The organism is Methylobacterium sp. WL120, assembly GCF_008039465.1.
GTDB lineage: Bacteria > Pseudomonadota > Alphaproteobacteria > Rhizobiales > Beijerinckiaceae > Methylobacterium > Methylobacterium cerastii.
Window position 1 is genome coordinate 19,547 of the sequence record NZ_VRUT01000039.1, and the last position, 12,954, is coordinate 32,500.

The window sequence follows — 12,954 nt, forward strand, 5'->3', positions numbered from 1 at the left end:
ACGGGTAAAGCTTCGACAACCGCGCGCGCCCGGTTATGTCTGCGCGGATCGCCCCGGCACGTCGCCGGGCCGATCCGGGGCGCCCGACATGATCACCCATCCGAAACATCCGCCCGCGGCGGGTGGTGCTGCGACGCGGACCCGGATCGGGATGACCGTCGCGTGATCAATCCCCGGTCGATCTCGTTCCTGCGCCGGGCCAACTGGCGCAGCGCGCGGCCTTTCGCGGGCCTGCTCGGCTCGCCGGTCGCCTTCGGGTTGCTGCTCGTCGCCCTCGTCGCCGGCGCCTGGAACTACGTCGGCGGCGAGGCGAGCCGCGCTGCGGTCGCGGCCGGGACCGCGCGGATCTCGCAGCTCGAGCGTCTGCTCTCGGCGGTGAAGGACCTCGAGACCGGCGAGCGCGGCTACGTCCTCGTCGGCGGCGACATGTACCTCGAGCCCTACCAGAAGGCGCTCGGCGCGATCGATACCGGCCTGACGGCGCTCGGCCGCGTGGCGCAGGCGCCCGTGCGCCAGGGCGGCGCCTCGCTCGCCGCCCTGATCGCGGACAAGCGCGACTTCGCGGCCCGCGTCGTCGCCGCCCGCCGGGACGTGAGCTTCGACGCGGCGACGGAAATCGTCCGCACCGGCGTCGGCAAGCAGCTGATGGACGCCATTCGCGCCGAGACCGCAGGGCTGCAGGCGGCGACCGCGGAACGGCTGGAGGCCGACCGCAGCCGGGACGTCGCCCGCTCCCTGCTGCTGTCGGTGCTGGCGGCGATCTGTGCCGTCGTCGCGATCGTCCTCCTCGCCCGCCTCGCCCTGGTTCGCCGGCGCGAGGCGATGCGGATGTCCGGGCTCCTCGACGGCGTCCTCGCGAACGCCCCGGTCGGCCTCGGCTTCCTCGATCGCGACCTCAAGATCCGCCACATGAACCGGGCGCTCGCGGTGATGAGCGAGCGCGGCTTCGGCGCCGACCTCGGCGCGCCGATCTGGGCGATGCTGCCCAACCTCGCGGACGCCCTCGGCCCGAAGCTCGCCGCCGCCCTCAACGAGGGGCTGGTGACGCCGGACGTTCCCGTGGCGGTGCCGACGCCCTCGGCCCCCGGCGGCGTGCGCCGGTTCTCGATGAGCTTCTACCCGTTGCGCGGCACCTCATCGGACCCAGAGCCGGCGATCGAGGGCGTCGGCATCGTCGTCCTCGACGAGACCCTGCGCTGGATCGTCGAGGAGCGCATGCGCCGCAGCGAGGAGCGCTTCCGCTCGCTCATCGAGGCGAGCGCGTCGATCGTCTGGACTGCGACCGCGGAGGGCAGCCTGCATCCGCGCCAGGCGTCCTGGACGCGCTTCACCGGCCAGGACGACGCGGCCTATGCCGGCGAGGGCTTCCTCGACGTGATCCACGTCGAGGACCGCGCGCACACCGCAAAGGCCTGGCAGGCGGCCGTCTCGACGCTGCAGCCCTACGAGACCGAGCACCGCCTGCGCCGGGCCGACGGCGAATTCCGGCACATGGCGGTACGCGCCGTGCCGATCCTCGCCGAGGACGGCAGCCTGCGCGAATGGGTCGGCACCCACACCGACATCAGCGAGCGCAAGGCGGCCGAAGCCGCGGTCGAAGCCGCGCGTCAGGCCGCCGAGGACGCCAACCGCGCCAAGAGCCAGTTCCTGGCCAACATGAGCCACGAGCTGCGCACCCCGCTCTCGGCGGTGATCGGCTATTCCGAGATGCTGCAGGAGGAACTGGAAGACCTCGGCGAGCCGGCGCTGATCGCCGACATGAAGAAGATCGAGTCCAACGCCCGCCACCTCCTCGGGCTGATCAACGACGTGCTCGATCTGTCGAAGATCGAGGCCGAGCGGGTCGAGATCTACGCCGAGGACTTCTCCGTCGCCGACGTGGTGGCCGAGGTCGCCGCCACAGTCGAGGGTTTGGTCGCCAAGAAGGGCAACGCCCTCGACCTGACGATCGCCGACGACGTCGGCACGGCGCATACCGACGTGACCAAGCTGCGCCAGTGCCTGATCAACCTTCTGAGCAACGCGGCGAAGTTCACCGAGAACGGCCGCGTCGGCCTCACCGTCACGCGCGACGCCGACGCGGTCCTGCGCTTCGCGGTGAGCGACACCGGCATCGGCATGAACGAAGAGCAGGTCGGCCGGCTGTTCGAGCGCTTCACCCAGGCCGACGCCTCCACCACCCGGCGCTTCGGCGGAACCGGGCTCGGGCTCTCGATCACCCGCGCCTTCGCCGGACTTCTGGGCGGCACCGTCGAGGTCGTGAGCGTCGAAGGCGCGGGCAGCACCTTCACCCTGACGCTGCCGGCGCAGTTCGCCGGCCCCGATGCCGCCCCCGCGCAGGGCGAGGACGGGGCGGTCGGAAACCGTATCCTCGTCATCGACGACGACCCGGCGACGCGCGACCTGCTCGCCCGCTTCCTCGAGAAGGAGGGATTCGCCGTCTCCACCGCCGAGGACGGACGCCAGGGGCTGGAGCGGGCGCGGGCGCTACGCCCGCGCGCGATCCTCCTGGACGTGACCATGCCGCGGATGGACGGCTGGTCGGTGCTGCGCGCGCTCCGAGCCGACCCGGAGCTGGGTGCGACGCCGATCGTCATGGTGACGGTGCTCGACGAGCAGAACCTCGCCTTCTCCCTCGGCGCCACCGACTATCTGCACAAGCCGATCGAGTGGGGGCACCTCAAGGCCGTCACCGACCGGTTCCGTCCCGGAAACGCCGAGGGGCCGATCCTCGTGGTCGAGGACGACCCCGACGCCCGCGAGCGGGTGACGACCTTCCTGGAGCGCGAGGGTTTCCCGGTCTGCTCGGCCGAGCACGGCAAGCTCGCGCTGGAGGCGGTGGCGCGGGAGAAGCCGGCCCTCGTGCTTCTCGATCTGATGATGCCGGAGATGGACGGCTTCGGCTTCCTCCGGGCGCTGCGCACCCGCGCGGAGTGGCGCGACATCCCCGTGGTGGTGCTCACCGCCAAGGACATCACCGCGGAGGATCGTCGCCGCCTCGCGGGGCAGGCCGACCGTGTGATCAGCAAGGGCTCGATGAGCCTGTCGGACCTTGCGCAGGAGGTGCGCGGGTTGGTCGGTGGTCCGGCGTAGAAACGACGCGGCCCCCTCTCCCGTTCGGGAAAGGGGGCCACACTTCTTCGGCACGTGCGCTCGAGGGTACGTCTCAAGGCTCGGAAGTCGGGAAAACCTATTTCTCGACGAAGGCCTTCTCGATCACGTAATGGCCGGCTTCGCCGTGGTTGCCCTCTTCGTAGCCGCCGTTGGTCAGCAGCTCGCGGGTGTCGCGGATCATGTCGGGGCTGCCGCACAGCATGAAGCGGTCGTTCTCGACCGACATGTTCGGCAGGTCGATATCCTCGAACAGCTTGCCCGAGGTCATCAGGTCGGTGATCCGGCCTCGGTTGCGGAACGGCTCGCGGGTCACGGTCGGGTAGTAGATCAGCTGTGCGCTGATCATCTCGCCGAGGAACTCGTGCTTCGGCAGGCTTTCGGTGATGGTCTCGCCGTAGGCGAGTTCCTGAACCTGCCGGCAGCCGTGGACGAGGACGACCTTCTCGAAGCGCTCGTAGGTCTCCGGGTCCTTGATGATCGACAGGAAGGGCGCGAGCCCGGTGCCGGTGCCGAGGAGGTAGAGGTTTTTGCCCGGCAGCAGGTTGTCGAGCACCAGCGTGCCGGTGGGCTTCTTGCCGACGATGATCGGGTCGCCGACCTTGAGGTGCTGCAGCTTCGAGGTGAGCGGACCGGCCTCGACCTTGATCGAGAAGAACTCCAGCTCCTCCTCGTAGTTGGCCGAGACGACGCTGTAGGCGCGCAGGAGCGGTCGCCCCTCGACCTCGATGCCGATCATCGTGAACTCGCCGTTCCGGAAGCGGAAGGCCGGATCGCGCGTCGTGCGGAAGGAGAAGAGCGTGTCGGTCCAGTGGTGGACCGACAGAACGCGCTCCTCGTAGAACTTGCTCATCGACTGAGGTGTCCCGAATCCCGATGGGGTTGGCGGTCTTTTCGCAGGTGCGGAACGCAGGTCAAGACGCGCTGACGACACACAGCCATGCAACCGCAACTGATTGGAATCGCTCTTAATACCCGCGGCGATACGGCCTAGAGCGGCTTGAGCCCCGCCTCTATCTCGGCCCGGCGCGGCTCGAGGAACGGCGGCAGCGCCAAGCCCTGCCCGAGCCGGTCGAGCGGTTCGTCTGCGGTGAAGCCAGGGCCGTCGGTGGCGATCTCGAACAGGATGCCGTTCGGCTCGCGGAAGTACAGGCTTCGGAAGTAGAAGCGATCGACCGGGCCGCTCGACGGCATCCGGCGCGTGTTCAGGCGGTCGGCCCAGGCTGCGTAATCCGCATCGGGGATACGGAAGGCGACATGGTGGACGGCGCCTGCTCCCTGCCGCGCAGGGGCGGAGGCGTCGCCCAGAAGCTGCACCTCTGCCGCCGGGCCGCCCTCCCCCATGGCGAAGACGTGGACCGAACCCTCCGGCGTCTCGAAGCTGCGGGCGTGCACCATGCCGAGCACGTCGACGAGGACGCGGCCGGTCTGCTCCGGCTGCGCCACCGACAGCCGGATCGGGCCGAGCCCGCGGATCTGATGATCGGGCGCCACCGGGCTGCCGTCCCACGGATGCGCGTCGCCCGCGCCGCCGTCGTCGACGAGGCTCAGGCGCTGGCCTTCCGAATCCTCGAAGTCGAGGGTCAGGCGACCGTCGCGCTCCACCGGCGCGGAGTGGGTCACGCCCTCCCGCGCCAAGCGCTCGCGCCAAGCCTCGATCGCCGCCGGCCCCGCCACGCGCAGGTGCGTGCGGGTGATGCTGTTCGTCCCGCGCCGCTCAGGCGGCGCCGGCCAGTCGAAGAAGGTGACGTCGGTGCCGGGCGAGGCCAACCCGTCGGCGTAGAACAGGTGGTAGGCCGAGACGTCGTCCTGGTTCACCGTCTTCTTCACCAGCCGCAGGCCGAGCACGCGGGTGTAGAAGGCGTGGTTGTCCGCAGCCCGCGCGGTGATCGCGGTCAGGTGGTGGATCCCGGTGAGCTGCATCGGCGAGGGCGTTTTCCGTCGAAGGGGTTGCCGGTTCGGCGAAAAACGCGGCCCGACAAAGGGATGGGACGTTCCCCATGATCCAGGGATCATGGGGTCGATTCTAGAGGCCGATCGGCCGCCCGGCGGCGACGACCAGCATCCGGCCGTCGGCGAAGGTCCGCGCGCCGGCCCGGCGGATGTCCTCCTGCGTGACCGACGAGACCAGCGCGTTGCGGCGCTCGATGTAGTCCATGCCGAGGCCTTCGAACGCGATCTGCACCAGCTGGTGGGCGATCTTGGTCGAGGTGTCGAAGCCCAGCGCGTAGGAGCCGGTGAGGTAGTCCTTGGCCTTCTGCAGCTCCTCGTCGTCCGGTCCGTCGGCGATCAGGCGGTTGATCTCGTCGCTGATGACCGACACCGCTTCGCCGACGCGCTCGTTCTTGGTCGCGGTGTAGCCCCAGGTCATCGCCGCCGAGCGGTGGCTGACCAGCGAGGTCCCGACGGAGTACGCCAGGCCGCGCTTCTCGCGCACTTCCTGGAACAGCCGCGAGGTGAAGGCGCCGCCGCCCAGGATGTGGTTGAGAACGTAGGCTGGGATGAAGTCGGGGTCGCGCCAGGCGACGCCGGCCATGCCGAAGCGGATCACCGATTGCGGCACGTCGAGGTCGACGACGACGCGCTTGCCGAGGTCGCCCACCGTGGTCCGCTCGATCGCGCGCAGGCCGCCGGCCTCCGGCAACGCGCCGAAGGCGCGGTCGAGGCTCTTGGCGAGCTGCTCGGCGCCGATCGCGCCGACGGCGGCGATCTTCACCGCGCCGCGGCCGAGGAGCTGGGCGTGCATCGCCACAAGGTCGTCGCGGGTGATCGCCGACACCGCCTCGATCGTGCCCGACGAGGGCCGGCCGTAGGCGTGCCCGGCGAAAGCCTCGGCGAAGAAGCGGCGCGAGGCCATCACGCCCGGGTCGTTCTGCTGGTAGCGCAGGCCGGCGATCACCTGGCCGCGGACCCGCTCGATCGCGTCGGCGTCGAAGCGGGGCTTGGCGAGCGCCAGGGCCAGGAGGTCGATCGCCTCGTCGGCGTGCTTGACGAGCATCTTCAACGAGCCGCCGATCGCGTCGGGGCCGGCATGGAATGAGAGCTCGATCGCGCGTGCCGCGAGCCGTTCCTGGAAGGCGTCGGAGCCGAGGTCGCCGGCACCCTCGTCGAGGAGGCGCGCCAACATCTGGGCGCAGCCCGACTTGCCCTCCGGGTCCTGCGCCGCCCCGCCCTCGAAGGTGAAGGCGAGCGCGATCATCGGCACCACCGGCGATTCGACGTGCCACGCCTCGATCCCGGCGGCGGTCTGGATCGGTAGCGCCTTGGCCGGGCTCGCCTTGGTGCGGACCGGCGTCTCGGCCAGGTCGGTGTCGGCGAAGTTCATGGACGACCTCGTTGTTCTCGTTCTCTTGGATGCGGCCTCTGGGTGCGGCGCCGGGCGCCGCAGGCCGAAGGCGCTATTCCGCGGCGATCGCCATGGGCGCGTCCGGGTCGCTCGCCTTGACGAGGTAGCCGGTGACCGAGCGGGACGGCGTCAGCCAGCGCTCGCTCGCCGTCGCCAGACGCTCGCGGGTCACGCCCTCGATGTCGGCGGGCCAGCGGCGCACCTCCTCGATGGTCTCGCCGATGGCGAGCGCCGAGCCGTAGATGCGCGCGAGCGACGACTGGCTATCGGAGGAGTAAACCGTCTCGGCGACCAGCCGGGTCTTGGCCCGCTCGATCGCCTCAGCGTTCAGCGCCTCGGAAGGTGCGCGCCGGAGCACGCGGTCGACCTCGGCCTCGAGCTTCTCCAGGCTGACGCCCTCGGCGGGGATCGCGTAGACCGAGAAGCGGGTGTCGTCGATCGCCGAGCCCATGTACCAGGCGCCCGCGTTCACCGCGAGGCCGCTCTCCATGACGAGCTTTCGGTAGAGGTAGGAGGTCGAGCCGCCGCCAAGCACTTCGGCGAGCAGTTCGAGATCGTGGCAGCCTCCGTCGCGGGCGGTGATGCAGGACGGCGTGAGGTAGAGCCGCTGCAAGGTCGGCTGCTCGACCTTCGGGTCGGCCACCGCGAGGCGGCGCAGCGCCTTCGGCTCGGGCTCCCGCGGGCGGACCCGCACCGGGCGGGCGCCCTGCGGTGCGACGCGCCCGTAGGTCGCCTCGGCCAGGCGCCGGACCTCGTCGGGCGTCACGTCGCCGGCGACCACGAGGATCGCATTCTCGGGCGTGTAGAAGCGCTTGTAGTAGTCGAGGGCGTGGTTGCGGTTCAGCTCCTCGATCTCGTGCATCCAGCCGATGATCGGGATGCCGTAGGGGTGGTGCACGAAGAGCGAGGCCGCCATCGCCTCGGAGAGCTGGGCGGAGGGATCGGTCTCGACCCGCATGCGGCGCTCCTCCAGCACCACGTCGCGCTCGGGCGCGACCACCGCGTCGTCGAGGACGAGGCCGGTCATGCGGTCGGCCTCGAACGCCATCATGGTGTCGAGGTTGTCGCGGGCGACGCGCTGGAAGTAGGCAGTGTAGTCGTAGGAGGTGAAGGCGTTCTCCTGCCCGCCGAGACCGGAGACGGCCTTCGAGAAGGCGCCGACCGGGTGCTTCTCGGTGCCCTTGAACATCAGGTGCTCGAGGAAGTGGGCGATGCCGGACCGGCCGAGCGGGTCGTCGGCCGAACCGTTGCGGTACCAGATCATGTGAGTCACGACGGGCGCGCGGTGATCCGGCACCACCACCACGTCGAGCCCGTTGTCGAGGGTGAAGGACGACACCTCCGGCCCACCGGCCTCGGAGCGCCCGAACGGCGCCGCCTCGACGCGCCCCGCGCTGGCGAAGCGGCCGCCGGCCGGGAACAGGGTGGGCGTCGCCTTCCTGAACAGATGCATACCGTCTTCCCTCGTGCGGCCCTTAAGGGACCGTCCGTTTCTGGTTCGATGCGAGGCAGCGCGCCGGCATCGTCTCGATCGGCAATTCCCGTACCGGAAGCGCCGGCGCCGGTCCCGTGCCGAACGGCGACCGACCGTGTGTCACATCCGCGCCTCAGCGCGCACGCTGCTCGCGCAGGTAGGCGCCGGGATCGGATTCTTCGCGCTCGCGGCTGGCGTTGTTGATCGGGTCGGTGGTGTTGCGAACGATCTTCTTGGGCGGCTGGCGGTAGCCCTTGGGCGGATCGGTCAGCACGTCGCGCGACGGCTCGACCGCCGACGGCTCGGTCTTCTCGTTGCCGATCCCGCGGATCAGGTCGAGCGGGTTGACCCAGGAATCCTCCCGGGTGTTGTCGCCGGGCTTGCGCTCGATCTCGCGGGTCACGTTGGCGTCGGCACGGCGGCCGGAACGCATCTCGTCGACCGAGAGCGTCGCGTTGTTGTCCTCGTAGCGCCCCTGCGCCTGGTTGCCCTTCGGCACGCGGCGCTCGGCGGCGGCGCGCTCGCGCTCGACCACCTCGGGCTCCTTCGGCCATTGCGACGAGGATGCGCCGGCGCGCGGTGCCGGCAGGGCCTTTCCGTCGAGGCGCGGCGGCATCACCAGAGGTGCGCGCTCGCGATATTCGATCGGCGCCTGCGGCTTCTCGAGGAGGCCGATGCCGCTCAGCGTGTTGCGCAGCAGCTCGCCCCGCTCCTGCGCCTGGACCGCGGACGGCAGGACGATCGCCGCCGCCATGAGAATGAGCTCCCGGTACCCGATCATGATGCCCCGCAACTTGCCCACCGACGCCCGATCCCCGTTCCGGGGTTCATCGAAGCGGCCGCACGGATGACGGCCTGATCCGGCGCTTCGGGTCTGAAGCCGGTTTCCGGCGATCGTATGGCGCCTTGACCGCTTGGGGCCAGCCATAAGCGACCTGCATCCACCGCCGTCGCCGGCCGGTCACGCCGACGGCGAGCCGCCGGACAGGCTATCGCGCCGTTCCGGCAGCACGCTGTCGAGGATCAGCCCGACGACGCCCGCGACGATCGCCGCGTCGGCGACGTTGAACACGTACCAGGACCACGCGCCGGCATGCAGGTGCACGAAATCGAACACCGCGCCGTAGGCGGCCCGGTCGACCGCGTTGCCAAGCGCGCCGCCGGCGATCAGGCCGAGCGCCGTCGCCAGCAGGCGCGACCCCGTACGGGTCATCCACACGCTCAAGCCCACGGCGGCGGCGAGCGACAACGCCACCAGCAACCACCGGCCGACGCCGCTCTCCTGCTGGAACAGGCCGTAGGACACGCCCCTGTTCCAGACGACGACGAACTCGGCATAGGGCCCGAGGCGCCAGGGCTGGGTCAGCACCAGATCGGTGCCGAAGTAGAGCGACAGCTTCGAGAGCTGGTCGAGGACCAGGGTCGCGACGAGGGCGAAGAGGCCGAGATGAACGGGCTTCATCGTGCGGCTCCCGCTGCAGCCTCTCCCCTTCCCCGACGGAGGGAAGAGGAACGAAGCGGTCGCGTCCCGCTCACGCCGCGCTCGCCGCCGGATGGGCCGCATCCCATTCCCGAAGCGCCAGGGCGTCGCGGGGTGTGACGTCCGGGTAGTCCGGGTCGCTGCCGACCTCCGGCGTGACGCGCCAGGAGCGGGCGCACTTGCGGCCCTCGGCGCGCAGCGGGACCACGGCGACGCCCTTGACGTCGTCGAGGCGGAACGCGTCGGCGGGGCCCTCCCCGGCCTCGATCCGGATCGCGGAGGTGATGCAGACGTCGGCGAAGTCGACGCCGTCGAGGGCCGTCAGCAATTCCGGGTCGGCGATCGAGACGGTGGGCGCCGCCTCCAGGCTCGCGCCGATGCGCTTGGCCGCGCGCTCGATCTCCAAAGCGCCGGTCACGACCCGGCGAACCCGCCGGATCTTCTGCCAACGCGCGGCGAGGGCGTCGTCGCGCCAGGAGGCCGGCGTCTCCGGCAGGGTCTGCAGGTGGACCGAGCCGGCCTCCGACGGGAGCCGGTCGAGCCAGGCCTCCTCGGCGGTGAAGGCGAGCACGGGCGCGAGCCAGATCACGACCCGGCGGAACGCCTCGTCGATCACCTGCAGCGCGGCCCGGCGGGTGACCGAGGAGGCCGGGTCGCAATACAGCGCGTCCTTGCGCACGTCGAAGTAGAACGACGACAGGTCGCCGGTCATGAAGCCGTTCAGCAGCGCGACCACGCGCTTGGTGTCGAAGGTGCGGTAGGCCTCGCGGATCTCGCCGTCGAGCTCGAGCAGACGGTGGAGCACGAAGCGCTCGAGTTCCGGCATCTCCGCGAACGGCACGTCGTCGCCCGCCACGCGGTGGGCGAGCGAGCCGAGCATCCAGCGGAGCGAGTTGCGCAGCTTGCGGTAGGTCTCGGCGAAGGTCTTGATGATCTCCGGGCCGATGCGCAGGTCGTCGGTGTAGTCGGAGGCGGCGACCCACAGGCGCAGGATGTCGGCCCCCGAATCCTTGATGATGCTCTGGGGCGCCACGACGTTGCCCTTCGACTTCGACATCTTCAGCCCCTTGGCGTCGAGGACGAAGCCGTGGGTGAGCACCGTGTCGTAGGGCGCGCGGCCCCGCGTGCCGGCGGATTCGAGCAGCGACGACTGGAACCAGCCGCGGTGCTGGTCCGACCCTTCGAGGTACATCACCGTGTCCCGCCCGCCGTCGCGGCGGCGCACGACGTTGGCGAGGCCGGGGAACGCCGCCGGGTCGTCGAGGACGAAGGCGTGCGTCGAGCCGGAATCGAACCACACGTCGAGGACGTCGGTGACCTTCTCGTAGGCTGCCGGGTCGTGGTCGGGGGCGAGGAAGCGCGCGCCGTCGGCGTCGGTGAACCAGGCGTCGGCGCCCTCAGTCGCGAAGGCGGCGACGATGCGGGCGTTCACGCGGTCGTCGCGCAGCACCTCGCCGGTGCCCTTCTTGACGAACACCGTGATCGGCACGCCCCAGGCGCGTTGGCGCGACACGACCCAGTCGGGCCGGTTGCCGACCATGCCGTTGATGCGGTTCTTGCCCTGGGGCGGCACCCACTGGGTGTCCTCGATCGCCTGCAGGGCGACCTCGCGCAGGGTGCGGTCGCCGAGCGAGTCCACCGCCTTGTCCATGGCGATGAACCATTGCGGCGTGTTGCGGAAGATCACCGGCTTCTTGGAGCGCCAGGAATGCGGGTAGCTGTGCTTGAGCCGCCCCGACGCCACCAGCGTCCCGGCCTCCTGCAAAGCGGCCATCACGGCCTTGTTGGCGTCGCCCTTCTCGCCCTTGTCGGTGAGGACGCGCCGTCCCTCGAAGCCGGGCGCGTCCTTCGTGAGCGCGCCGTCGGCGTCGACGGTGTAGGGGATGCGGGTCTCGATGCCGCGCTCGGCGAGCGCGCGGCCGTTGGCCATCCAGACCTCGAAATCCTCGCGGCCGTGGCCCGGCGCGGTGTGGACGAAGCCGGTGCCGGCCTCGTCGGTGACGTGGTCGCCGTCGAGCATCGGCACGGCGAAATCGTAGCCGCGGCCGGCGAGCGGATGGGACAGGGTGAGGCCGGCGAGTTCGGCCGGGGTCACGTCGCGCAGGCGCTCATACGCCGCGACGCGCGCAGACTCGAAGACGCCTGCAGCAAGGCCGTCCGCCAGGAGGTAGGTCTGGCCGACCTTGGCCCAGTTGTCCTCCGCGGCCTCCGTCACCCGGTAGAGGCCGTAGGCCACGCGCTTGGAATAGGCGACGGCGCGGTTGCCGGGCATGGTCCAGGGCGTCGTCGTCCAGATGACGACGCGGGCGTCGCCGAGGTCTGCTGCCGCGCCGGCGCGCATCGGGAAGGCGGCGAAGATGGTGTCGCTGACGTGGTCCTCGTACTCGACCTCGGCCTCGGCCAGCGCGGTCTTCTCGACCACCGACCACATCACCGGCTTGGAGCCGCGATAGAGCTGGCCGCTCATCGAGAACTTGATCAGCTCGGCGGCGATGGAGGCTTCGGCCGGGTAGGCCATGGTGGCGTAGGGATGGTCCCAGTCGCCGGTGACGCCGAGTCGCTTGAACTCCGCTCGCTGCACGTCGAGCCAGTGGCCGGCGAAGGTCCGGCATTCCTGGCGGAACTCGATGACCGGCACGTCGTCCTTGTTGCGGCCCTTGGCGCGATACTGCTCCTCGATCTTCCACTCGATCGGCAGGCCGTGGCAGTCCCAGCCCGGCACGTAGTTCGCGTCGAAGCCGAGTCCGCCCATGGAGCGGACGATCACGTCCTTGAGGATCTTGTTGAGCGCCGTGCCGATGTGGATGTTGCCGTTGGCGTAGGGCGGCCCGTCGTGCAGCACGAATTTCGGGCGTCCGGCGGCGTTGGCACGTAGCTGCCCGTAGAGGTCGGTGGCGCTCCAGCGCTCCAGCAGCAGCGGCTCGCGCGTCGGCAGGCCGGCCCGCATCGGGAAGTCGGTCTGCGGAAGGTAGAGGGTCTTGGAATAGTCGCGGCCGGCCGGGGCTTCGGCTTGGGTCTCGTCGGTCATGGGGTCGGGCGTCCTGGAAACGGGCGGCGCGCGTGCGGGCTTTGCGAAGGCCGGCGCATGTCACGGCGCGAGGGGCGATGGAAGCGGCGGCTCCCGTGACGATCCCGGCCTCCGCGCAGCCGCGCGGGCGCGGACCTCACGCGGCGGCCGGGCCCATAATTCGACGGACGTGTGGGGCGTGGACGCAGCGCATGGCCGCGTTCTAGCAGCGGGCGCGAGCGGAGGCCAGCGGATGCGCGCGGTCCGAACGGGGCTGCGCATTCACCACGCCGTCGGGACGCCTTGCGGGATGCTGCCACCAAATCGCGGCTGGTTCGTTGCCTGACCACGCGATCGGTCCGCGCCGGCGGGCGCAGGTCCGAGCCGCGGAGCACAACAGGATGGGACGTAACGCCATGAAACATCTCCTGATCGCCGCCACGCTCGCCCTCACCGCCTGCGCCGTCGCCGCGCCCGTCGAGGCACAGGGCCTCGTCGGCGGCGTCCGCCGCGGCGCGGCCGAGCCCGTTGACGGG

General features: G+C 70.5%; 8 protein-coding genes. 1 reads left to right on the forward strand and 7 read right to left on the reverse strand.

The window, feature by feature from the left end; translation table 11 throughout:
- Positions 1 to 162 precede the first annotated feature (162 nt).
- A complete protein-coding gene (locus FV229_RS09915; RefSeq protein ID WP_147751803.1) occupies positions 163 to 3,093 on the forward strand; it encodes a response regulator in 2,931 nt (976 codons plus the stop codon).
- Positions 3,094 to 3,190: 97 nt separating this feature from the next.
- Here the strand turns inward: FV229_RS09915 and FV229_RS09920 are convergent, their stop codons facing one another.
- The 7 genes from FV229_RS09920 to ileS form a co-directional block, all read right to left on the reverse strand.
- Positions 3,191 to 3,964: a ferredoxin--NADP reductase gene (locus FV229_RS09920; RefSeq protein WP_147751804.1), complete on the reverse strand. Its 774-nt coding sequence runs from the start codon at positions 3,962 to 3,964 to the stop codon at positions 3,191 to 3,193.
- A 137-nt stretch (positions 3,965 to 4,101) separates the two neighbouring features.
- On the reverse strand, positions 4,102 to 5,034 hold the full coding sequence (locus FV229_RS09925) for a ring-cleaving dioxygenase (RefSeq protein WP_147751805.1): 933 nt from the start codon (positions 5,032 to 5,034) through the stop codon (positions 4,102 to 4,104).
- A gap of 103 nt (positions 5,035 to 5,137) precedes the next feature.
- Positions 5,138 to 6,436: a pitrilysin family protein gene (locus tag FV229_RS09930; RefSeq protein WP_147751806.1), complete on the reverse strand. Its 1,299-nt coding sequence runs from the start codon at positions 6,434 to 6,436 to the stop codon at positions 5,138 to 5,140.
- Between the two features lie 73 nt (positions 6,437 to 6,509).
- Complete coding sequence (locus FV229_RS09935; protein WP_147751807.1) at positions 6,510 to 7,910, reverse strand: pitrilysin family protein; 1,401 nt, start codon at positions 7,908 to 7,910, stop codon at positions 6,510 to 6,512.
- A gap of 154 nt (positions 7,911 to 8,064) precedes the next feature.
- On the reverse strand, positions 8,065 to 8,685 hold the full coding sequence (locus FV229_RS09940; RefSeq protein WP_306422416.1) for a hypothetical protein: 621 nt from the start codon (positions 8,683 to 8,685) through the stop codon (positions 8,065 to 8,067).
- 207 nt (positions 8,686 to 8,892) lie between these two features.
- Positions 8,893 to 9,393, reverse strand: a complete 501-nt coding sequence (gene lspA / locus FV229_RS09945) for a signal peptidase II (RefSeq protein WP_147751808.1) — start codon at positions 9,391 to 9,393, stop codon at positions 8,893 to 8,895.
- 70 nt (positions 9,394 to 9,463) lie between these two features.
- Complete coding sequence (ileS, locus tag FV229_RS09950) at positions 9,464 to 12,439, reverse strand: isoleucine--tRNA ligase (RefSeq protein ID WP_147751809.1); 2,976 nt, start codon at positions 12,437 to 12,439, stop codon at positions 9,464 to 9,466.
- Positions 12,440 to 12,954: the final 515 nt, after the last annotated feature.

Coding starts and splice junctions, on each gene's coding strand:
- FV229_RS09920 (WP_147751804.1), bottom strand. CDS start 3,964: ATGAGCAAGTTCTACGAGGAGCGCGTTCTGTCGGTCCACCACTGGACC.
- FV229_RS09925 (WP_147751805.1), bottom strand. CDS start 5,034: ATGCAGCTCACCGGGATCCACCACCTGACCGCGATCACCGCGCGGGCT.
- FV229_RS09930 (WP_147751806.1), bottom strand. CDS start 6,436: ATGAACTTCGCCGACACCGACCTGGCCGAGACGCCGGTCCGCACCAAG.
- FV229_RS09935 (WP_147751807.1), bottom strand. CDS start 7,910: ATGCATCTGTTCAGGAAGGCGACGCCCACCCTGTTCCCGGCCGGCGGC.
- FV229_RS09940 (WP_306422416.1), bottom strand. CDS start 8,685: ATGGCGGCGGCGATCGTCCTGCCGTCCGCGGTCCAGGCGCAGGAGCGG.
- lspA (WP_147751808.1), bottom strand. CDS start 9,393: ATGAAGCCCGTTCATCTCGGCCTCTTCGCCCTCGTCGCGACCCTGGTC.
- ileS (WP_147751809.1), bottom strand. CDS start 12,439: ATGACCGACGAGACCCAAGCCGAAGCCCCGGCCGGCCGCGACTATTCC.